This is a genomic window from Cytobacillus sp. FSL R5-0377 (assembly GCF_038004385.1).
Classification (GTDB): domain Bacteria; phylum Bacillota; class Bacilli; order Bacillales; family Cytobacillaceae; genus Cytobacillus.
Genome location: NZ_JBBORA010000001.1, coordinates 4,500,034 through 4,523,622, shown reverse-complemented (window position 1 = coordinate 4,523,622; position 23,589 = coordinate 4,500,034). Strand labels below are relative to the sequence as shown.

At 41.3% G+C, this 23,589-nt stretch carries 18 protein-coding genes and 1 pseudogene; 2 read left to right on the top strand and 17 right to left on the bottom strand.

Annotated elements, in window-relative coordinates; genetic code table 11:
- Positions 1–16 precede the first annotated feature (16 nt).
- Both NSQ49_RS23045 and NSQ49_RS23040 read right to left on the bottom strand, forming a co-directional pair.
- Positions 17–2,662: a Z1 domain-containing protein gene (locus tag NSQ49_RS23045; protein ID WP_251284382.1), complete on the bottom strand. Its 2,646-nt coding sequence runs from the start codon at positions 2,660–2,662 to the stop codon at positions 17–19.
- On the bottom strand, positions 2,649–4,127 hold the full coding sequence (locus tag NSQ49_RS23040; protein WP_251284381.1) for an ATP-binding protein: 1,479 nt from the start codon (positions 4,125–4,127) through the stop codon (positions 2,649–2,651). The genes NSQ49_RS23045 and NSQ49_RS23040 overlap by 14 nt, the downstream gene beginning before the upstream one ends.
- A gap of 184 nt (positions 4,128–4,311) precedes the next feature.
- Between NSQ49_RS23040 and NSQ49_RS23035 the strand changes: the two are divergent.
- Together NSQ49_RS23035 and NSQ49_RS23030 are read left to right on the top strand one after the other, a co-directional pair.
- A pseudogene (locus tag NSQ49_RS23035) lies at positions 4,312–4,633 on the top strand (recombinase family protein); the annotation flags it as partial.
- A gap of 69 nt (positions 4,634–4,702) precedes the next feature.
- Positions 4,703–5,557: a DUF5677 domain-containing protein gene (locus tag NSQ49_RS23030; protein WP_251284380.1), complete on the top strand. Its 855-nt coding sequence runs from the start codon at positions 4,703–4,705 to the stop codon at positions 5,555–5,557.
- Positions 5,558–6,050: 493 nt separating this feature from the next.
- On the opposite strand, the gene NSQ49_RS23025 is transcribed toward NSQ49_RS23030, so the two are convergent.
- From NSQ49_RS23025 to NSQ49_RS22955, 15 genes are all read right to left on the bottom strand, one after another.
- Positions 6,051–6,755 carry a S1 family peptidase gene (locus tag NSQ49_RS23025; RefSeq protein ID WP_159864638.1) on the bottom strand — a complete coding sequence of 235 codons (705 nt, stop codon included), beginning with the start codon at positions 6,753–6,755 and terminating at the stop codon, positions 6,051–6,053.
- Between the two features lie 487 nt (positions 6,756–7,242).
- Positions 7,243–8,541, bottom strand: a complete 1,299-nt coding sequence (locus NSQ49_RS23020) for a (Fe-S)-binding protein (RefSeq protein WP_251284379.1) — start codon at positions 8,539–8,541, stop codon at positions 7,243–7,245.
- Entirely contained in the window at positions 8,538–9,938 is a 1,401-nt protein-coding gene (locus tag NSQ49_RS23015; RefSeq protein WP_251284378.1) for an FAD-binding oxidoreductase, read from the bottom strand. The genes NSQ49_RS23020 and NSQ49_RS23015 overlap by 4 nt, the downstream gene beginning before the upstream one ends.
- Before the next feature lie 17 nt (positions 9,939–9,955).
- Positions 9,956–11,380, bottom strand: a complete 1,425-nt coding sequence (locus NSQ49_RS23010) for an NAD-dependent succinate-semialdehyde dehydrogenase (protein ID WP_251284377.1) — start codon at positions 11,378–11,380, stop codon at positions 9,956–9,958.
- The gene (locus NSQ49_RS23005) at positions 11,367–12,674 is read right to left on the bottom strand and encodes an aspartate aminotransferase family protein (protein WP_251284376.1); all 1,308 of its coding nucleotides are present in this window, start codon (positions 12,672–12,674) and stop codon (positions 11,367–11,369) included. The genes NSQ49_RS23010 and NSQ49_RS23005 overlap by 14 nt, the downstream gene beginning before the upstream one ends.
- Positions 12,671–13,198 (bottom strand): gamma carbonic anhydrase family protein, encoded by a 528-nt coding sequence (locus NSQ49_RS23000; protein WP_251284375.1) that lies wholly within the window; start codon positions 13,196–13,198, stop codon positions 12,671–12,673. Before NSQ49_RS23000 ends, NSQ49_RS23005 begins: the two co-directional genes overlap by 4 nt.
- 38 nt (positions 13,199–13,236) lie before the next feature.
- Complete coding sequence (locus NSQ49_RS22995; RefSeq protein ID WP_251284374.1) at positions 13,237–14,382, bottom strand: CaiB/BaiF CoA transferase family protein; 1,146 nt, start codon at positions 14,380–14,382, stop codon at positions 13,237–13,239.
- A 17-nt stretch (positions 14,383–14,399) separates the two neighbouring features.
- Positions 14,400–15,395, bottom strand: coding sequence for an aminopeptidase (locus NSQ49_RS22990; RefSeq protein ID WP_251284373.1), 996 nt, complete (start codon positions 15,393–15,395; stop codon positions 14,400–14,402).
- A 37-nt stretch (positions 15,396–15,432) separates the two neighbouring features.
- Complete coding sequence (locus NSQ49_RS22985) at positions 15,433–16,197, bottom strand: enoyl-CoA hydratase/isomerase family protein (protein ID WP_159864662.1); 765 nt, start codon at positions 16,195–16,197, stop codon at positions 15,433–15,435.
- A gap of 16 nt (positions 16,198–16,213) precedes the next feature.
- Positions 16,214–17,338, bottom strand: coding sequence for a 2-keto-3-deoxygluconate permease (locus tag NSQ49_RS22980; protein ID WP_159864665.1), 1,125 nt, complete (start codon positions 17,336–17,338; stop codon positions 16,214–16,216).
- A gap of 108 nt (positions 17,339–17,446) precedes the next feature.
- Positions 17,447–17,893: a tripartite tricarboxylate transporter TctB family protein gene (locus tag NSQ49_RS22975; RefSeq protein WP_251284371.1), complete on the bottom strand. Its 447-nt coding sequence runs from the start codon at positions 17,891–17,893 to the stop codon at positions 17,447–17,449.
- 15 nt (positions 17,894–17,908) lie between these two features.
- Positions 17,909–18,952, bottom strand: coding sequence for a Bug family tripartite tricarboxylate transporter substrate binding protein (locus NSQ49_RS22970; RefSeq protein ID WP_251284370.1), 1,044 nt, complete (start codon positions 18,950–18,952; stop codon positions 17,909–17,911).
- Positions 18,949–20,466 (bottom strand): tripartite tricarboxylate transporter permease, encoded by a 1,518-nt coding sequence (locus tag NSQ49_RS22965; protein ID WP_251284369.1) that lies wholly within the window; start codon positions 20,464–20,466, stop codon positions 18,949–18,951. Before NSQ49_RS22965 ends, NSQ49_RS22970 begins: the two co-directional genes overlap by 4 nt.
- Before the next feature lie 15 nt (positions 20,467–20,481).
- Complete coding sequence (locus NSQ49_RS22960; RefSeq protein ID WP_251284368.1) at positions 20,482–21,462, bottom strand: aminopeptidase; 981 nt, start codon at positions 21,460–21,462, stop codon at positions 20,482–20,484.
- 242 nt (positions 21,463–21,704) lie between these two features.
- Positions 21,705–23,489: a sigma-54 interaction domain-containing protein gene (locus NSQ49_RS22955; RefSeq protein ID WP_251284367.1), complete on the bottom strand. Its 1,785-nt coding sequence runs from the start codon at positions 23,487–23,489 to the stop codon at positions 21,705–21,707.
- Between the last annotated feature and the right edge of the window lie 100 nt (positions 23,490–23,589).

The following is a 23,589-nucleotide window of genomic DNA, read 5'->3' as shown; positions in this document are numbered from 1 at the left end:
CCTTAAATAAAGTTATTCAAACCGTTTTATTAGTCTGATAGACACTTGTATCGTCTATTTCGGTGCCCGGAAAAGAAAAGGCGATTCCAATTGGCACTAATTTTGACGAGAATTCAACATCCAGACTGCTAAAGATTGGGACTTCTGGATGCAGCGGATAAATCAGCATTAAACCTTTTTCTTTGTCACGCATTCTGCGTTTTTCTGTACGGTCTTTGATTCCTTTAATTTCTTCATAATCAAGGTCCATGTATTCATGGTTTGGAGACACAATGGCCCCAATGTCCCTGATTTGATGCTTGCTCTCCGGCGCTTTTACTTTCTTACCAAGAGGGGCTGCAGATTTCAAACGGATCTTTCCTAATTCAACAGGGTAATCTGATAAACCAGAAGATGCTGAAGGATTCCCTTCTACTATTGCAACTGTCCAATCCGTCAGCTCACCCTCATGATTAGCGCGATCAATATAATCAGCAATCAAAACTGAATTTACAATATTGCTGTCGGCAGTCTGATAATCTGAAAGAAATTCTTTAATTATGTCTGATTTGACATCAGAAGCCGTATAAAAGTTTGTTTTTCTATAGGCAGTCTTTTCTAAGGGAAGCTTATTTGCCAGCTTTACCGCGGCTTCCATATTCCCTTTTAGAATTTCTTCACTTGGATCAAATAGCCTGGTCTGCTGAAGAGTGCCTGCATAAATGACATTAGTCGATACTGCGTTTCTCATTTTCAGCGGACTGGTAAGCATCATTGTTGGATGACTCAGCATCTTTACAGCATATTCAGAAGGAGTTTTTTTCAAGGCAGCAAGCCTGTCGAATTCCTGGCGCAGCTGAATCATCGCAATGGCCAGATGTTCAAAATTCGAAGCAATCTCATCTGATGTATAGATGCGGCACAGATCCATATACCCCTTCCTGTAACCAAACCAGCGCCCCATCTGCATGAGCGTGTCATACATAAGCGTGTTCCGGAAGTAATAGGTGATGCTTAAGCCTTCCAGTGTTAGACCGCGGGATAATTTGTCTCCGCCTACGGCTATTACATTCAGGCCATCTTCTTTATATTGGTGGTAATCCAAAGCATCCCGGCTATTACCATTAATTTCGAAAACCTGAATGGTCTCACAGCATTTTCTCAGTTCTTCATACACTTCATTCCAGCTGAATTCTGGGTGGTTTTCATTTGGCCAATCCCTGCTAGTAGTTAGGATATCATTTTCATAAAGCTCCTGAAGCTCCGCAATCACACTGCTTTCAGGATTATACTGAAGCTGTTTTGAAATGGCATCGAAGGTACGCGAGACCTCATCTTTTACGCTTGATTGAACGTCCTTGAAACGTGATGTATGAATTAGCATGGAATTATGCTTCTTTCTTTGCCCTCTCATATTGCGGATGGCAATCACAAGAAGGAACTCCAGCATGGCTTCACGCATTTGCGGAGGCACTTCCTCAAATTTATCTGCATCGGATTTCTTTTTAATCGTCGTAAATACTTCAAGATCTTCCTGCCGCAGATGGCGGATCAGACTAGGGCGAGTGTCTTCTGCATCTTCCTCCACATTGAAATATTCTTCAGGACCGCAATATTCCTTAGGTTTTGGCAGACCGACGAGGAAATCTTTTGGATACAAGTCATCCCCTTCCTGGTCTGTCCTTCCTTCTTTGCTGATCAGAAGATTGGCAAACGGTGTTGCCGTGTAGCCCACAAAAGCTTTTCGATTAAACACTTCAAGTATCTGCCGGATTAGACGGTTAATTGTTTTCGGGTCTTCATTTTTATCAGGATTGGAAGTGTCAACGGACGCCTGGTCTGCCTCGTCATCAACAATTAAGACGGGGATATCCAGATTATATAAATTACGGTGTGTAATCAGCTGATCCCGGAGAGATTCCAAGACGGTTTTGTTCTTCTTCACAACCATTAAAGTTGGCGAGTTCAGGTTGCTCGTTCCTCTTTGGCTGGACTTGATATCATTTTCTTCTGTTGTCCAGGATGAAATGATATGATCAGCCGTATTAGCGTATATCTGGGCAACTCCGATTGGGTTCCCATCTTTGTCCGTCCGGTTGCCGATGACCTCTTCATTCAGGCGAATCTGCGTCTGAGCTCTTAAGTCATTATGAATGCCTGACAGAACAATAATCAGCTTGTATCCGACATCATAAGCTTTATTGATCAAGCCTGTGAAGTTGGCTGTTTTACCAGACTGAACATAACCCAATACAAGGCCGCGCTTATCAAATGGCTCCATGGAGTTTGGATTTCCTATCGATGCCATAATTTGATTGGTTGTTTCATCAATAGCCGTCACCGCTTCCAGCGGCCAGTTTTTCGCCTCTGTCAAATAACGCCGGTACCTGGTCCAGAAAAATCCGCTCGCAGCCATTTTGGGCTCAAACCAGCTTTTTTCTTTGGAATTCCTCATCACATAATCTTTGGGTACTTCCAAGCCAATTTTATATTTCATGAACATTTCAAGAGACCACTTCTGAAATTGAGCATCGTCAATAGGACCATACCCTGATGCCAGAACTCTCGCTAATTCAAGTGCCTTTTCTGCAGCTTCCTCTTGGTTTTCAGACATCGCTTTTAACATATAATAATTATTCGTAAAAGCCTGTTCAAAAACACTCTTATTATCAATTGCTGACAATCAAATTCGCCTCCGTTGTGATTGCTTTTATGGTTGCCCGGTTCAGGCCGTCAAAGGCCGGCTGCGTTAAGAGAATGTTAAACAGCTGCTCTTCATTTTCAGTCACATTCAGATTCAGCATGGAAGAAGCAAATTGGATAACCAGCTCTTTCTGGCTGTCAGGCACATCCTGCACTTCTTCTTCCGGGACCTTTGGAGAATCTATAATATTGCTTGGGGATCCAAGCTGAACAAATTTAAGATACAAGTTTAATAGCTTTGCATTTTCATCATCCAGGTTCTTTAGAAGTTCAGACAAAATTGGATGATTTCTGTTTAAAATAAATTGCGGGCCATCTTCGCTCCCGGACTGTTCCCATGTATTCAGGCTGCCTTTTATGGAAGGATTCCTAGGACCTGGCTGGGTGCGGAAATAGAATATATCTCTAGAGACTTTGCGCGCAATGGAAGAAATGGCTTCCAATCTTCTTTTTGCATCTTCCGGCAGGTTAATGCCTGACTTTTTGATATCCACCTGCCAGTCTGAGTCCGCTGCATTCGGAAGGTCTATGCGCACCCTGGCAAGCTGTGAAGCTGCATCTTTAGGAAACAGCCCCATCCAATCACCAAAATAAAGAAGGCGATTCTCCCGGTAAATATATAACCCCTGGTGATCACGCCAGCCTTTATAGCCGCCAGCCTTTTTGTATTCCGGCTCTGTTAAATGAGAAGCATGCGGCAATATAAAGTACTGAACTTTAATTCGATTTTCATTGATCCTAAGTATCTGCATTTCGCCTTCCATGGTATTTGGATGATAACGCATGAAAGGATCCCATGGCACAATTTCCTTTCCGTTAATGAACATCTCGACTTCGCTCTTTTCAAGGATAGAATGGAATACGAATTCGAGATGCCTATTAATCCTGGCCACTTTATTATAGAAGCTGGTTTCTTTCAGCTTGCGCTTTCCTCCATACCCCATAAAGCGATCAAGCTTATCAATGCAGACAATTGTTCCGCTTTCGGATTCAATGTCACCCATCTTAGTCCTGACATCTGCAGGAATTTTGGTATACAGCTGCCACTCATTGCATTCAGATACATGATCCAGGTCCCAGCATCTCTCGTTATAAACTCCATCTTTTTTGGACAGAACACTTAACCGTTTCCCAAGCGAAAAGGATGCAGTTTTTAAACCCATCCCAAAACGTCCGAGTTCATTAGCTCCCCTTTTTGCTCTCGGATCTTTAGATCCAATATTCATGGCTGTCTGGAGCATCTCTTCATCCATGCCAGTGCCATTATCCGAAATCGTTATTATCCCATCACTTTCTCCATAGGCAAAATTAATATGTATTTTAACTGCCCTGGCATCCAGGCTATTATCAACTAAATCAGCAATCGCTGTACTTGCATTATATCCAATCGAACGTAGCGCTTGAATAACAGGCGCCGCAGAAGGTCTAGTCAGTACGGTTTCCATTCGAATAACTCCGTTTCATTACTAGGTTTGTAACAATTATAACAAAAATTTAATATATAAATAGGTAGAGATGGGGATTTACTTATATTTACAGAGTGTAAATAGATTTAAAGACAAAACTTAAGAAAATGGAATTCCACATTATATAAATTAAGATATCAAATAACCCTATCAAAAAATAAAAGCTGGAGAGCTCATGTTCACCATGCTGGGAGTCATAGCTGAATTTGAACGTGATCTGATAGCCTATAGAACGGCAGAAGGACGTGAAAGGGCAAAAACCAAAACCCAAGGAAAACACATGGGGCGTGTTGGAAAGGCAGAAAAGGACGTGAAGAAGGCATTGACTCTATTCAGAACGGGAATCAAATGGGCTAAGTGTTAATGATATTGTTAAGATGACGGGCATTCCACGTTCAACCATATATGCTAAAGCAAAAGAACAAGATTTAATTGAACCCATCCCTAGACATTACCATGGTAATTTTTACTTATTAAAAAATTGAGGGAAAGTGTGGTAATAAGGTACAATCTAACGGAACAACAAAACTTTTTAGTAGGAGAGGGATAACTAGATGAGCGTAACTAGAAAAGAGCTAAATGAACTTACTAATGAATATGACGACTTTGCTATTAATTTCATTAAAAACCTCAATACACAATTGACTAATGTTCGTTCTACGACAGGAAAGGATAAAAAATTAGAATTATTAATGGAATACTATACTTTTATGGAGTATCTTGCACAACAACCGGACATGGCAAATTCATCTCAATGGTCAATCATTCATTATACAAAAACAATGGGGGATTTATATTCTATTTATACTTTATTACGAGATGGTATGATTTACCAATCATTAGAAGTATTGCGAAGTATGACCGACACAGCCTTTTCTGCAAAATATATTAGCTTAGACCCAACAAAAAGAGGCACTCTCTTTGTTGACCATGTATATATAGAGCAATATTTCCTTGCTTCAGACGCAGATAAACATCAGTTTGAAGCTAATTATAACACGCATAAAGGTAAGTATAAAATTAATGAATCACAAGGATTCTCTAATGGATGGTATCACCAAGAAATGAAGGACCTCATTACGAACGATCATATATATAACACTGATTCTGCATTTAGAGGGAAAAACCCCAGTATTAAGCTAATGGCTCAAATCGGTGGTCTTATTGATTTGTACCATAGTGTATATTCATTAGGTTCGGGGTTCACACATGGTGGTTCTCACCTACGCCCATTCTTAAGTAGAATACCAGAATACAATCCACAGGTAACTCAATTTGTAATTGGCATGACTTTAAAAGTATTAACAGTGGTAGTCGACTCCATCATCAATGCCGAGAATATCAATACCCATGCTTACGAGGAACTCCATCAACTAACAAGCTTGAATATAGCAAAGAAATTGCTTTAAATGTAATATTATTGTTTAAATTATCATAAAAGGATGAACCAAAATAGATTCATCCTTTTTACCACCCATTTGGTATATAGTATACCAGTTAGCCTGTACAAAAATTAAGAGGGGTAATAAACTTCCCTCTTTGATAGAAAGAGAGAACTTCAGCACTAAGACAAATCCACCCGCCTTTTTATAATAAAGAATGTGTCCAATTAAATAGCCAGCTTTTCCAAAAATCACAATGAAATTTTATCATATGATTAGGACCAAAGAGTCTAAGTGTTCTTCTGGACCAAATAATCAAAGGCGACGCTTTATAATTAATTTCTAACCATCTTCCAATTGTCTTGACAACATTTATACCAACACGAGAAAAAATTTAACACTAATAGCAAAAAAATGTTGTAGACAGGCTCTGTAAAAATGGATGGATTAAAAATCCATTTCTTTGTTTATTAATTAGGATTAGTTCAAAGGACTAAATTTCTTTTATTCCCGAAATTCATTAGTCCTGAATCAAAGCAACAATAGGTGGATAGGCTTTTCCGACTTCATTAATTGGTATTGCATAACCTATTCCAAGATTAAGATTTTGCTGCATTTCCTTGATTAACTCCTGAATTGCTTTTACCGGATCAAGACTACCAACAAAAATTGCACCAGTTGCTTGTGCTTGTTGAACACTCCTTAAAAATGCCGATAATGAGCCATGCTTGGCATTTACTATTCCTATCAACTCTCCATCCTTATTAAAAAGAGGACCACCAGAATTACCATGATTAACTGATGAGTCAATCCTGATTAAATCATAACCTTTATCGGTCGGTGAAAAACCGGCAATATGAGCAAATAACGCTGTTATCTCCATAATTTTAGATGGGAACCCTACCACAAATGCTTCGTTACCAATTTTAATATTATCAGAGTTTCGAATGACAACTCCTTTACCCAACGACATGGTAAACTCAAGAACTGCGATATCTAATACTGGATCATTAAAAATAATATTTCCCGATTGAAAATTCCCTGAACCTGAGAATCTCACACCATTAATCAAATCTGGAAAAATGCAATGAGAACAAGTTACTACCTTTTTTCCATTTTCAATTAAAACTCCAGTTCCAGATGATACAATTTGCCGGTTCTGGTCAAGAACCAAAACGTTCACTATTGAATCTTTTACTAGCTCAAATTGAGATGAAAAGTCCATTACTTTACCCCCTATTAATTATGATAGCTTAGCTCCTTTAAAACCTTTCTTGACAAAAATGTCAATAACAAAGACCTTTTTAGAAATAAAGCATTACTCATTCCTTAGTAGATTACCATAGTACACTCAAATAAATAAAAATAATTTCTTAGTCTTTATTGTAAAATAACTTTATGAATAGGCTTTTCTATAAGTAATATCCTCTCAAGTCAACTTTGCTTGCTCAATATCTAACCTTCGCATTCATGTCATCTTAATAAGTAAAACTATCTCAAAGAGACTTGTTTAAGGACCATAATAAACAGCCCAACAAAATTTTGTTAAAGATAGAGGCCTATCCCCAGACACATTAAATCAATAAATTTCAATTCAAAAAACCGCACAGTATTCTCACTGTGCGGATGGCGCTCTCTTATTTCAAGAAAACCATGTGTAATGGGGATAACTGTTGAATCTATTACAGCTGCTTCATTTTATTATTTATAAATTATTTAGAAACCGCCCCAGCCTCAACCAGCAAATCCACAAGATGTACAGCTCTTACACTCTTCTCAAGCCCTTCCCTTTGGATGCCTAATTTCATCTGCAGCAGGCATCCTGGATTTGAAGTTACAATAATTGATGCATTTGTGTCTTTCGCATTTTTCATTTTAATATCTAATATTTCCATGGAATCCTCATAGTTAACAATATTGTAGATGCCAGCGGATCCACAGCACCGTTCTTTGTCTTTCATTTCGCGGAACCCTTTGCTTTTTACTTGCTTTAATAAAGATAATGGCTCATCTTTTACCTTTTGAACATTGATCATATGACAGGATGGCTGAAAGGTTATGGTTCCATTCACTTCCTTTGTAAAGCTCAAACCATCTAATTCAGAAAGCACCTGTGAAATATCTCTTACTTTATTAGAAAAAGCTTGTGCACGGCTTTCCCACTCGATGTCTCCCTTGAATAGTTCACCATATTCCAAAAGGGTGGCACCGCATCCACCAGCATTGTTAACAATATAGTCTGCTTTTTCCATTTCAAATGCCTCTATATTTCTTTTGGCAAGATCTTTAGCGTCCGCTATTTTTCCGGCATGTGCATGAAGCGCTCCACAGCACGTCTGATTAGCAGGAATAAGTACGTCAGCTCCTGCCTTGGTCAGCAGGTCGATTGTGTTCTTATTCGTCTCATAGAAGATGGCATCCATTACACAGCCGGTAATAAATCCAACAGTAACTTTCCTGGAACCAATGGCTTTGAAGAGGTGGGCCCTGTTTTTCCGTTCTGCGGGAGATGGAAGATCAGGGAGAACGGACTCAAATTTCCCCAGATGAAGCGGGGCCAATTGGGTTATTCCTGTTCTTTGTGCCATTTTTTGCAGCCTGGACTTTTGATAAAACCATGAAAGATTACCGATTGTATTCATCCATCTCCTTGATGGAAATATTTGATTAAAAATCAATGATTCACTTATTTTTTGCGCTCTCGTTTTTTGCTCTGCAAATTCTAGAACTTCTTTTGCTCCTTCTAAAATCTTCCCATACTGTACGCTGGTGGGACAGGCTGTTTCGCAGGCGCGGCATCCCAGGCATTTTTCGATGGGTTCCCGTAAATCCTCTGCCTTGATTTTGTCTTCTGCCAGCATTTTGACAAGATTTATGCGGCCGCGCGGCGAATGCACCTCGCTCTTCATCGTTTCGTAAGTGGGGCAAACCGGCAGGCAATATCCGCATTGGACACAATTAAACGTCTCATTATAATGTAATCTGTCTTTTAGACCGGCTCCCGCACTCATTCCCTAAGCACCAGCTTCTGGCCTTCTTCAGGAAAGATTTTACCGGGATTTAAAATATTATTCGGGTCCCATATTTGTTTAATTCGTTTCATCATATCAAGTCCGGCTGCACCCAATTCCATTTCCATAAAAGGGGCTTTCAATGTTCCAATTCCATGTTCACCCGAGAGTGTCCCTCCCAGTTCAACAGCAGCTCTAAAGATTTCTTCTACTGCTTTTTCAACCCGTATCATTTCCTCTGTATCCCTTTTATCACAGATAATATTTGGATGAAGGTTTCCGTCACCCGCATGTCCAAACACGACTAGATGAATATCATATTTCTCGCGGATTTCTTTTAGTTTTTGGAACATATCGGGAATCTTGCTGCGGGGCACTGTTGCATCTTCAGATACTTTCGTCGGTTTAATTTTGACAATAGCGGGGGATACCAGCTTCCTTGCTCTCCAGTAACTCTGTGCTTCATCCTGATTTTCGGCTATTTTCACTTTCACAGATTCAAAATCTGTAAAAATCTCTTCTATTTTTTTCATTTCTTCTTCAATCGCCAGAGGGTGGCCATCAAGTTCTATTAAGAGGATGGCTTCTGCATCAATAGGGAGCCCCAGCGGCTGATAGTTCTCCACAGCTATTATGGAAGTCTGATCCATTATTTCCATTTTGGCCGGAAGGATGCCGGAAGTTAATATTTTTGAAATCGCTTGTCCTGACTGGACAAGATCATCAAAGACAGCCATCATGGTTTTTGATGCTGGGGGCTTTGGCACTAATTTCAGTGTCGCTTCCGTAATGATCCCAAGTGTTCCTTCCGATCCAACAATCAATTTCGTTAAGTCATATCCAGTTACATTCTTAATTGTTTTTCCGCCTGTTTTGATGATTTCTCCTTCAGGTGTTATCACTTCCAAACCAATAACATAATCCTTCGTTACCCCATATTTTAAGCCCCTTGGCCCGCCGGAGTTTTCCGCTAAATTCCCTCCAATTGTTGATACATGGGCACTGCTTGGATCAGGGGGGTACATGAGTCCAAACTTTTCTGCTTCCTGATTGATGTTCGCTGTCAGTACACCTGGTGATACGACTGCTACCAAATCATCCGGATAAATTTTTAAATCACCATTCCATTGGGACATGTCTAAAACCATGCCCCCCTTAACAGGGAGAGGACCTCCGCTTAAAGAAGTCCCCTGTCCTCTTGGGTATACCGGGAAATTAAATGTATTGGCCAATTTCAAAAGTGAAGAAATCTCTTCCTTATTTTTCACCTGGATGACCAGTTCAGGAAGATAGCTGCCGAATGAAGCATCATAACTATAACTATAGCGATCAGCTAAACTCGTTAAAATTTGGTCTGAAGGTATTATGCTTCTTATTTCCTCCATTAATAATTCCATTCTGATGGCCCCTTTGATTATCCAATATTCAATGAGACAAACTTCTCTTCCAGATACTCCATCAATCCATACTTGCCGCCTTCCCTTCCTACACCGCTTTCCTTCATTCCTCCGAACGGGGCTTGTGCTGTTGTCGGCATCGCATCATTAATGCCAATAATGCCATATTCGAGAGATTCCATTACCCGGAAGGCGCGATTTAAATCTGAAGTGAAGCAGTAAGATGCAAGTCCGTATTCTGGATGATTTGCCCGTTCGATTGCTTCTTCTTCCGTTTCGAAGGTGAAAATCGGCACCACTGGGCCAAATGTTTCTTCTCTTGCAATCTTCATCGACTCATTTGCATGCTGAATAACAGTAGGCTGATAGAATACACCTTTAGCATCCATATCTGCCAGTGATCCGCCGCAAATGACCACACCGCCTTTTTCTTTGGCATCCTCCACATGTTCAACAACTTTATCAAGGCTTTCTTCATTAATTAGTGGACCAATATCTGTATCATCATCCATGCCATTCCCGATTTGCAGACGATTTACCTTTTCTGCAAACAAGCGGGTAAATTCCTCTGCGGCTTCCTTCTGAACATAAATCCGGTTTGTGCATACACACGTTTGTCCTGCATTCCTGAACTTGCTTGCAACCGCTGCTTCTGCGGCTTTCTCTAAATCAGCATCTTCAAATACGATAAAAGGGGCATGACCGCCTAATTCCATTGAAACTTTTTTGACCGTATTTGATGCGTCTCTCATCAGCTTTTTCCCAACTGCCGTTGAACCTGTGAAAGTCAGTTTCCGCACCTGCTTGCTGTCTAATAACGTTTGGGCAATCTCATTAGAAGGTCCAATAATCAGATTGGCTACTCCTTTTGGGAGACCAGACTCATGAATGGCTTCAAAAATTTTCACTGCCGTTAAAGGAGTAGCTGAAGCTGGTTTTAGGATGACAGGACACCCGGCAGCTAACGCTGGTGCAATCTTGCGGGTAACCATGGCGGCTGGAAAGTTCCATGGCGTAATCGCGCCCGTCACTCCAACCGGCTCCTGCAGTACCAGTATGCGCTTATCCCGGCTGGACGCTGGAATTGTCTCTCCATAAATACGCTTCGCTTCCTCTGCATACCAATCCATATAGGAGATCGCCAGTTTGACTTCACCAAGGGATTCTTTCAGGGGTTTCCCCATCTCTTTCGTAATGGTTACTGCCAGATCTTCTTCTCTGTCTCTTAGACAATCGGCAATTTTTCTAAGATATTGCGATTTTTCAACTGCGCTTGTTTTCTTCCAGTCTTGAAAGGCAGCGGATGCGGCCTGGATTGCTTCCTCCGCTTCTTCCTTTCCTCCATAAGCGACCGTACCGAATTTTTCTAAAGTAGCAGGATTATACACAGTTATCGATTTATTTTTAATGGAAGATTTCCATTCACCATTAATATATAGCATGACCGTTCTCCTTTTTTGCTAGCTGCTGCAATCCTTTTTTTAGTACAGAAACTGCCTGGTCTAGTTCCTCTTTTGATACCGTTACAGGCGGGATAAACCGTAAAACATTCTTCTCAGTGCCGCAGGTTAAAAGAATGACTCCGTGTTCTAAAGCAAAATTCTTCAGCCAATTTACTGTACTGGCATCCGGGCAGCCTTTTTCATCAGTGAACTCAATGCCGATCATCAGGCCCAGACCTCTAACATCGCCAATTACAGAATATTCTGACTGTAAATCATATAATTGCTGCTTTAGATATCCCCCTAAAGTTTGGGCATTATCTATACCTTCCCGTTTTAAAATTTCAATGGAAGCCAGGGCAGCCGCACAGGAGACAGGGTTTCCGCCATAAGTGCCTCCATGTGTTCCCGGCTCCCATTTCTCCATAATTTCTTTCTTGGCAATGATGGCACTTAAAGGGAAGCCTGAAGCAATTCCCTTTCCTAAGGTAAGAATGTCCGGCTCAACTCCAAAATGTTCATAAGCAAACATTTTTCCTGTTCTTCCGAATCCGGTTTGAACTTCATCAAAAATAAGTAATATCCCATGCTGATCACATATTTCCCTTATTTGTTTCAAAAATTCTTTCGGAGGTACAATATACCCGCCCTCTCCCTGTACAGGTTCAAGGATAATGGCTGCTACCTGGGATGGAGCAACTTGATACTGGAATACTTCATTGATGCTTTGAATACACCGTTTCGTCTCTTCTTCATAACTTAACCCGGTTCTAAAAGGATATGGATATTCACAAGCATATACGCTTGGAAGAAGGCCTTCATAATCCTGACGATAAGCTGAGCTTGAGAAAGTAATCGATGTGGCTGCAAGTGTCCGTCCATGGAATCCCCGTTTGAATGATAGGATGGCTGGACGCTTTGTCGCTTTTTTCGCTAATTTGATTGCTCCCTCATTCGCTTCTGCTCCGCTATTTGAAAAGTACACCATTTTCTGTGTTCCAGTTAATTCATTTAGTTCCTCCGCTAATTGAATATAGGATGGATAGTAAGCCACATTATGGCCAACATGAATCATGGTATCCAGCTGCCGCTTAACCGCTTCAATTACATCGGGATGGCAGTGTCCAACATTATTTACTCCTACACCACTGGCAAAATCGAGATATTTTTTTCCGTTCTCATCCTCTATGGTTGAGCCAAATGCTTTCGTTACACCTATCCTCGTTACTCTGTTGGCAGCCGGGGGCAAAACACGGTCGCCTCTTTCTGCTAAACTTTTATTCTCATAAATCATAATGACTCCTCACTCTCTTCACGATAATCTCGTTTCCATAGCTCAATGTATTCTTCTGCATTTTTTTCCAGGTCATGTCTTTCATTCTCTGTTAGTTCACGCACAATTTTGGCAGGAACTCCAACAGCCAAGCTACCTTTTGGGATCACTTTCCCTGGAGGAACTAATGCACCCGCTCCCACTTGTGCTCCTTTTTCAATGACCGCTCCATCTAAGATAATAGAACCGATGCCAATCAATGCTCCATCCTCGACCGTACAGGCATGTAAAATGGCACCATGCCCGACCGTTACCATTCTCCCTATCATTAATGGAGCCTCTGGTGTCACATGACAGATACACCCGTCCTGAATATTGCTTCCTTCACCAATTTCGATAAAATTATCATCATCTGCCCGTAAGACTGATTGAGGCCATACACTCACATTTTTGGCTATTCTGACGTCTCCTATCACTTGTGCCGAGCCGTGTATCATGGTTTCGGCATGAATGGATGGAACACGTCCTTTTAAAGGTTTAATCATGCATATCCTTCTCCTTACTGAGTAGCAGGATTTAAATGTTATTTAGCTGCGAGCCCTAATTCTCTTAAAATCTCTTCCTTATGTTCTCCCAATACAGGTGCAGCTTTTGCAACCTTTCCAGGTGTTTTTGATAGTTTGACAGGAATTCCTAAAGCTTTTATTTTCCCGGCAACTGGATGCACAACCTCTTCTATCATTCTTCTGGATAGTGTGTGCTGGTCATTTAAAGATTCAGGATAGGTATTGATCGGGCCAGCAGGAATCCCTGCTTTCTCGAATTTTTTTAGCCAATAATGTCTGGGATTCAGACTCGTTTTTTCTTCTATTAGTCTGACAAATTCATTTAAATGCTGAATTCTGGAGGCATCATCAACAAATCGGTCATCCGATAGGAATTCAGGTCTGCCGATGATCTGGCAGAACACGGGCCAATGATGCGGTGTATCTGCACCAACAGTAAAATAACCATCACTGGCACGAAATGCCTGGTAAGGAGCAGACAAGCGATGTCCGCTTCCAGTAGGTGCAGGTGTTTCTCCCGTAAACCAATATTGAGTGCTTTCCCAAACCGACAATGCGATTCCCGTATCATATAAAGATGCGTCAATATACTGCCCCTCATTGGAATGAACCCTGGCATACAATGCGGATAAGATACCATAGACAGAAAACAGGCCAGAACCCAAATCGATAATCGGAAGGCCGCATTTCACCGGGTTGCCATTCCGTTCACCTGTCACACTCATAATTCCGGTCATTCCCTGTGCGATTAAGTCATAACCGCCACGGGATGAATATGGGCCATACTGGCCAAATCCGGAAATAGAGCAATAGATGAGTTTCGAATTTATCTGATTGAGTGTTTCATAGTCAACTCCCAGACGCTTTACAACCCCGGGGCGGAAATTTTCTATCAAAATATCTGCAGTTTCAATTAACTTGTAAAATACCTTCTGATCTTTACTGCTTTTTAAATCAAGCGTTATGCTGCGCTTGTTGCGATTTATCGCCATAAACGCACCGCTCTCCCCTTCCTTATAAGGGGACCATCTTCTGGTACTCTCACCTTTTGGCGGTTCCACTTTTATAACATCAGCGCCCATATCGGCCAGCAGCATACCGCAATATGGTCCTGCCATGACCTGGCTCAAGTCAATTACTCTAATGCCTTCCAATGCACCCATTCAAATCATCTCCTGTCTCAAAGTCTATTTAAGGCTTTATCTTCAATTAAATAGAGTTCCTGATTGTCCAGAATAAGTCTGCCGTCAATTTCTACCCGGGGATCCTTCACGACCATATCGTAATGCCCTTTGGCCTTAACAGTTCCCCCAATATATGCATTCGTACCTAAAGCAATATGGATGGTTCCAAAAACGCCTTCATCACTCAGCATGCTGTTTTCCAATTCACATTCCGGATTCATGCCTATGCCAAACTCACCGGCAAAATAAATATTTCCTTCTTCATCATTCTTCTCCATTAATATTTTCCTGAATTGCTCCGCTTCTCTGCCTCCCGTAATCGAAACGGCCTTTCCTTCCTTAAATACCACTTCAACCGGAGTCTCCATTAAACCAACTCCCGGAATACTTCCATCCACCACTAAAATACCTTCAGCGGTTCCTTCAACCGGGGCAATGCTGGATTCGATACAGTGCGCTGCCGAAACATCCGTGCTATTTGCAAACCCTGTTAAGGCTCTTCCTGACCTGCCTTTGATGGAGAATCTCAAATCTGTGCCAAGGGATGTCGTAATGCGGACAGATTCTCCATCTGTCAATATGTCTGCCAGTTTCTCAACTTGAGGTCTTAGTGCAGCAAAGTCAGCACGCAGCCCCTTGCTTAATAAAATGTCTTCATGTGCTTCAGGTAAGATTAATACGCGGGCCCCGGCCTTTTGCGCATCATGGCGTGCTTTTGTATGGGCAATGTTATAGGTTGTCGGTGCGATGATCACATCTGCCTCTTTCATAGCCGCTGCCACTGCATCCGGCAATGCATCTCCATGCCCTTTCCTTGGCGGCATTGAGATTGTGATGGGCTCTGCGTCGAGTGAACAAACAACAGATGCCAGAACTTTTGTGATTCCATCCGTTAAAAAATCTGTTAAGATGACAACCTTTTCCCCGCTCTTAACACCTGCCAGAACTTTTACTAGTGCAGTAGCAGCCGGGTACATTAGTGCTTCTTTCATTTTTAAAACAACTCCCTGATTCAATTTTTATAACTAACTATATCCCTTTAAATACTGGCGGCTTTTTGTTAAAGAACGATTCAATCGCATGCTTGTGATCCCATGTATCCTGGCATTCAATAAACGCATCCAATTCCTGTTTCATTGCTTCCTGCCACTCTGCATCCATGGTCTTCTGAATCGTGTTCTTCGCATGTCTGACTGCGATTGGAGCACGGGAAGCAATCAGCTGTGCCCATTCCTGCGCTTCTGCCAGCAGCTTGTCATGTGATACCACTCTGCTGGCCAGCCCTCTTTGAAATGCTTCCTCAGCTGTTATGGTTCTGCCTGTCAATATCACTTCTTTGGCATATGCTTCACCCAGCAGTCTTACTAACCTGGTTGGCCCGACAACCAGTCCAACCTTTACCCCTGCTGCACATAGCTTCGCACGTTCCGACATGATCCGGATATCACAGGCTAAGGCAAGCTCGAACCCTCCGCCAAACGCATAGCCATTAACTGCGGCAATGACAGGCTGGGGCATTTCATTGACAATATCGTAAATTCTGCAATCTTCTTCTAAGAAGTGCCTGACGGATTCAGGTGTCAGCTCTCCTTCTTCGTTTAAATCGGCTCCTGCGCAAAATGCCCGATCCCCTTCTCCAGTAAGGACAATAACCCTGACATCCGAAGAGGTTTTAAGCTCCTCCATATAAGGAACAAACTCCTGCCGAAACTCTTTCGTCAAAATATTCATTGGCGGGTTTTTAATGGTAATGGTGCAAATAAAATCTGATATCTCAGCATGAATTTTTTCCAAATTTTTCATCACCCTTCTATGATTCCTGTTCAAGCTCTGCAGAGATTCTTATTTCTTTACTGGGTATATCCTCCAGGCGTCCATCTATGCCTTTGCTTCGTTGATACTTATCCCACAAAATAACGGCTACCGGGCATAATATTGAAGTCGTAATAGTAGAAATTGAAATTTGGATTGTTGCCAAATTGGCAATCTCCTGAAAACTTTGAGCCTTTTCCACCGTCATCAATCCTGCACCCGCTGCCACTGATGCTGCTGCTGCGATCGCAGCAGGTGTACCCACTGCGTTCCCTGCTGTTGATGCTTCTGCAACAGGGCCAATTGTGCTCTTTTCTCCAAACATCCTATAAACCAGGATTCCGGTTAATGCTGTAAATATGACTGTGGCAAACCCGAGAGCCAGACCGCCCCAAACAGCTTCAGCATTAAAGAAACTCATGAAGTTCATTCCTGCGCCAAGACAGAAAGCAAAGAATGGTACAAGGAGCGTTTCACCAGGCTTTAAAAACTCCCGTATGTCTTCATCCAGATTTCCTAAAAGCATTCCTAAAGCAATTGGCAGCAAGACCGCGATGAATGCGATTAAAGGAAAATTAACGCCAACCATCCCTAAAGCCAGCATGGTGAAAAAAGGACCATCATTCAGAGTCAGGACGGAAATCGCTCCAACATCTGACCGATTCCCATACTGTCCTGTCAGCACTGCATACATTCCTTCATTCCCATTGGTCATGGCGGCAATAATAGCCAGAGTAGATAATCCCAGCAGACCGTTCATTGGGTCAAAAAATACCCCAAATAAAATACCGAATGCAATCCCGGTCAAACACTTGCTTCCAGTTAATAGAATTCCTTTCTTTAAGGCCTTTCCGCCTACCCGCAAATTCATCTGGCTGCCTGCACAGAATAAGAACAGGCCAATGAGAGTCAGGGTTCCAGTTTTAAAAAGTGCTTCCGAGAACCCACCAATTCTCATAAACTCATAAATTCCTTCTTCCACCGGCGATACCCCTAAACTCTTAAGGAAATTCATTACAATTGGAATGTGGAGCTGATCAATCGTATTAAATAAAGCACCAAGCATCAGAGGGATGACCATCAGACCTCCAGGCACTTTTTCAATTGTTTGCTTTATCCTCATATAAATCACCGCCATATCTATTATTTGATATCCTTTTACATCAATGATTTTTAATTCTGATTCTCTGACTAGTATTTTTATTTCGATCATTTACGATTTCGATTTTTTCTACGGTAATCGAATATACATGAGTTTTTCAAACACCACATAGATGAATCCAATCATCCCTATGGATACTAATGTCGCAGTATACCAGCGAACTTCCTTGTAATATAGCATGCCAATGAGTAAAAAGATTAAGGTAGAAAATAGAAAGCCGATAAAAGGTATTAACAAAAAGATATAAACAACTGTAAATAGCAGATACAGTATTCCTCTTTTAACTTCCAGAATGGAGGCAGAACCTGTTTCCCCTTCCTCCTCTTTATTCTTTCTGATCGTTTGAATAAGCTGCCAGATTGATAGACCTATCAAACTATAGCCGAGGAGCGTGGGAAATGAACGGGATGAATTTAAAAAGTGTTCTCCTGGCGGGAAATCATAACTGCCTATTACGAAAAAGAGTCCAATCGCAAAAACAATTCCCGCCAAAAGATAATCTTTATTTATTCTCATCTTTTCTCCTTTCTATCACTCTTTTGGCCGGCTAATTCCTACTTCCTCAGGTGACCGTTTTCCAACACCAATTTCCCAAAGCAGCCAGCTTGTTTTTTCGGTGATTTCTTTTGTATATTCCTGACTATCCTCAATATCTGTGAGAACAATCGCCCTTTTCTTTGCAAAAGCCTGAAATTCTTTACTGTTGATTGCTTTGTTGTATGCATCTCTAATTTTAGTGACAATTTCTTCAGGTGTTCCGTGCTTTACAGCTGGCCCCCACCAGGTTCCTTCCGGTACATATTTTTCCAAATCAGAAACAAAGTCAGTGACCGGCGGGATTGATTCAATTCCATCTACTTCAAACGCTTTATTATCCATAACAGCCAGTGAACGTAAATCACCTGCCCGAAGCAGATCTACTACCTCATTTACACCGCTGATTGAAAAATCAACCTCACCTTTCATCGCAGCCATGGCAGCATTTGAACCGGAATCGTATGTGATAATTTCGGCATCTCCACCCACAACACTATTCACAATCTCCAGAGTGAGGTGCCATGGGTCCCCAATCGCTGCTACACCAACCTTTGCATTTCCATCTTTCAATAGCTGAATCACATCATCAAATGTCTTCAGGTCAGATTTATCTTTGACTGTAAAATTGGCAATTCCCATTGCACCAATTCCTATTTGCTCGAAATCCTTGTATGTTAAATCTGTCATGCCCATTGTTGGAAAGACGCGGACCAGATCTGTTTGAAATAGGATGGTATGTCCGTCAGACTCTTGTTCGTTAACATATTCAAGGGCTAATGCACTGGAGGCTCCAGGCATATTTCTTACCGCAATGGATTCTCCTAATTCTTCCTGTAGGATTGGCTGCAGGGTCCGGGCCATCGTATCAGTACCGCCTCCCTCACCAAAACCGACTATAATTTCAATAGGCTGAGAAGGGTAATCATTGGCTGCTTCCTTGCTGTTTCCAGATGCCTTTTGAGTTGACTGGCTGCCTGCACAGGCACCTAATATCAGAACCACTGAAAATAGAATCAGACACATCATTTTTATTTTCATACGTTTGCCCCCTTAGGCTTTATTTTCCCCCACAAGTGTTTTAAGTGTTTTGTCAGGAATCCATTTTGATTTAAAAGCAGAAATACAATACAGACCAGCAGGAAAAGACTAATTGGCCGCGTGAAGAATGGCCCGAATGAATAATCCGCACTAACCATGGCCCTCCGGAAATTCTGTTCCGCCATTAAACCAAGGATTAACCCTAACACTAGAGGAGGGGCAGCGAGCCCAACTTTACGCATAAGAAAACCGATGATCCCAAAAAGAAACATAATTCCAATATCAAATGGCCTGTTGTTTACTGCAAATGTCCCTACCACACTAAATACTGTTACAATCAGCAAAACTATACTTCTGGGAACAGATAGGATTTTCTGAAAAAAATAAGAGAAAAATAATCCAAATACCAGCATGAACGCAGCAGATATTGTTAAAATGATGAAAAACTGATTTAATATATCAGGGTTTTGTGTAAGCAAAAGTGGACCCGGCTGCAATCCGTGGAGCAAAAGCCCTCCTATAATTACTGCCGTAACTGCATCACCAGGGATGCCAAGTATTAACATGGGTATATATGTACCTGGCACACAAGCGTTATTCGCTGTTTCTGCAGCAACGATTCCTTCTGGATTTCCCTTTCCAAAGGTCTCAGGCTTCTTACTTCTTCGGCGGGCCACATCGTAGGAAACCCAGGCTGCAACATCTGCTCCAACACCTGGAATCGCTCCAATAGATGCTCCAATTATTGAAGATCTTCCGCCGGCTGGCAAAAACTTCAGCAACATCTTCCACGGGGGAATAATAGATTGGAATTTATCCGCCTTTAAAGGCTTCTTTAGCTGCATAATAGAGTCGATTACCTCAGCTATTCCGAATACCCCAATTAATACGGCAATTAGGCTAAAACCGTCCATGAGAGCGCTTTCTCCAAAAGTAAAACGCTGGGCACCAGTGATTTTATCCATTCCTACAGTGGCTAAAGCTAATCCTAATATCCCGGAAATAAGCCCTTTCGATAGTGATGAAGCCGTTAGGTTTGCACTAAGAATAATTCCAAACATGGCAAGCAGAAAATACTCCCATGATCCGAAATTCATACTTATATCCAAAAGAAGCGGAGCCCCTATTAGAAATAAAACAGCTGCCAGAATAGTACCTAGAAAAGATTGAAAGGTGGCAAGTCCTCTTGCCAGGCCTCCCTCCCCCCGCTGAGCCATTGGATAACCATCCATAGCCGTTGCAGCGGAGGCAGGCGTACCTGGAATATTTAAGAAGATCGCTGGCGTGGATCCGCCATAGGTTCCTCCTATATGAACAGACACAATTAAAACCATTGCTTCTATCCATTCCATCCCCCAGGTAAATGAAATCAGCAAGGATACTCCCATGGTAGTAGTCAGACCCGGAAGTGCACCTACTGCCATCCCCGCAACTGTGCCAATAAGAAACAAAAGCATGATTTTAAATGTAAAGAAACTGGCCAGCGATTCGCCGATTAAACTTATTTCTCCCAAATAAACCTCCTCCCCCTAATCTATATAGAGTTCTCCGTCTTTCATAAGGATTTTCCCATCCACTTTGATAGTCGGTTTTCGAATCACTAAATCACAATGCCCAGGGGCTCTGATACTGCTTCCAAATGTGATTCCATTGCCAATTCCAATATGCATCGTTCCGAACTCTGCCTCGTCCTCCAGCTGGCCTCCTCTGCCAATTTTCGCTTTTGGATTCATGCCGATACCCATTTCCACTGCACAATATACATTGGGATGATTATAACTTTCCAGCGTTTGCTTAAGCATTTCAGCATCTTCTTTTCCTTCGATGGAGACGATTTTCCCTTCTCTAAAGACGACTTTAACCTGATCTTCACAAGCCCTGCCCGGCACAATCGCCCCATCAATGTACATGACTCCTTCTGTAGTTCCTTCTATTGGTGCCACAGCTGTTTCAATGCAAGGAGGGGGAGAAATACTTCCAGGCTCATGACAAATCCCGGTTTGAGGTACGGCATGCCGTCCGGTTATAGACATGGAAATTTCCGTGCCTAAACGGGTAGTGATGCTTAATCGTTCTCCTTCTTCAAGAATGGCGGATACTTTATCGATTATTTTCTTCTGGGCAAAATAATCGATATCCAGTGAACCATCTAAGAAAACCTCTTCATTAGCATCAGGCATAAATATTAATCTGGCACCTGCATTACTGGCTTCTTTTCTGGCAGTAGAATGATTAATAGAGAAAGTTGTCGGGGCAACGATGGCATCAGCGGCTTTCATTGCCTCTGCAATGATTCTTGGCGGTTCATCCCCATGCCTTGTAGTGGGATTCATGATTGTCATCACCACTTTTGCTCCCATGCCTTCACCAACTAGTGCAAAAACCTCCCCAATTTCTGTTGTATTTGTATCCGTTAGAATCAATAGGCTTTCTCCAGACTTTACATTTAAACAGGTCTTCAATAATGTCTGAACGGATTTCACCATAAACATTTTATTTATGATTTTCATTGCACTCCCCCTCGTTTTTTCCTTCAACTAGTTAGAATGCAAGTACCGTGCCAAGTTGTGATTTTTCTATATTTTTCATTTACACTCCCTGTTTATAAAGGATTTACAGGACAACTTCTATTTTGCTGTAAATATCACTAAGGTCCATTGTTCGCAATTTGCAAAAAAAACATAGAAGATCTGTCCAAAATATAAAAAAAAGACAAATCTGCTATGTTTCTAAACTAATCGCAATTTGCGAACTATAATTGCATTTTGCGATTAATCTCGTATTTATTAATTTTCCTGTAAAGCGTTGCTACATTTATACCTAATTCATCTGCTGCTTGTTTTTTTCCATTTAGAGTATCACCATATCTCTTTAATACATCCTTTATCATTCTTTCTTCCATTTCTGCTAGAGTAATATTTTCTTTATCATCGTTCAGGGGATTTTGATGACGGATTCTTGGAGGCAGGTTTTCTACTCTAATCCAGTGGTCTGTTGCCATGTTTATGGCATATTCAACCGCATTTTGGAGTTCACGTATATTACCTGGCCAATTATACGAACACAGCCTATTCTCCGCATCAGGAGTGAAACCTCTCACTTTTTTTCCAGTAATTTTGTCATAGTGCTGTACAAAATGCTGAAGCAGGACGGGAATATCACCCTCTCTTTCCCTCAGTGGCGGAATATGCAGCGGAATAACGCTTAACCTAAAAAATAAATCCTGCCTGAATTCCCCATCAGCTACCATCTTTTCTAAGTTTTTATGGGTTGCTGCAACCACTCTTATATCAATATCAATAGAAGTATTAGATCCAATTCGTTCAATTTTTCTTTCTTCCAGCACTCTCAACAGCTTCACTTGTAAATGCAATGGCATATCACCTATTTCATCCAGAAAAATGGTGCCTCCTTGTGCCATTTCAAATTTTCCAGGCTTTCCATTTTTCCTTGCACCCGTAAAGGCACCCTCGCTATACCCAAACAATTCACTTTCCAGTAAATGTTCAGGAATGGCGGCACAATTTATGGCCCGAAATGGTTTATTAAATCTTTTGCTTTCTTGATGCAGTGCTCTCGCAAAAAGTTCCTTCCCCGTTCCACTCTCCCCCAGGAAAATGACTGTAGAATCGGTTGCCGCAACTTTTTTGGCTGCAGCCTTTGTTTGCAATATAGCATGGCTTTTCCCTACTATAATATCGAATGTAGAATCATCTACCTCTGATGTGATAGAATAGGCAAACTTTTGAACTTCAGCTAGATCTTTGAGCGTAATCGCACATCCAATAATTTGGCTGTTATGGATCAATGGATTAGCACTGATGATGACTTGAATCACTTTTCCATTTACAACAAGAGAACATTCCTTATCTGAGTATCCTTGTCCGGTAGAAAATACTTTTGTAATCGGCAGATTTTGAATAACTTCTGAAATATTTGAAGTTAATACACTCTGTTTTTTTATATTTAGTATTTTTTCTGCGGAACGGTTCATCTCTAATATAAATCCTTTTTGATCAACAGCAATGATGCCCTCGTACATGGATTGAATCGTCACTTGCAGCATTTGTGAGGTTGATAAATATTTCTTTAAGAGTGATGTTCCATTTATTTTGCTGCTGATTAAATCCGCCATTTTATCGAGATAATTTGATAAAATACGGTGCTTCTCTTTAAATTCATTTTTTTGTTTTTCAGAGAATGCAGTTAAACTGATAACCCCGACAATCTCGCCCTCATGTGTTAATGGATATGAAACATCTGATTTTTCAGGGCAATTTTGATGAAGGATACAGCTTTTACATACGTCATGGAAACCTGGCTCTAAATTGTAAACAGGCTGATTTGTTTTTAAGACTTCTTCAATGATGTGTCCCCGAACCGGCTCACCTACAACTGCATGCGTGCCCCCGCCTGTAGCCGTAACAACAACTTTATTTTTATCGTAAATAATCACCTCTAAAGACAATACAGACTTAATGGCTTCTGCGACTAAATTCACTTCTTCTTGAATTTCAAAAAGGATTGATTTACCCATTTATATCCTCCTAATACATTAGTTCCTCCTAATGAGCAGGAAAGTTTATCTGTCTCTCAGAATTGCTTCATGATATATCATTCGATTCGAAAATTGAAAA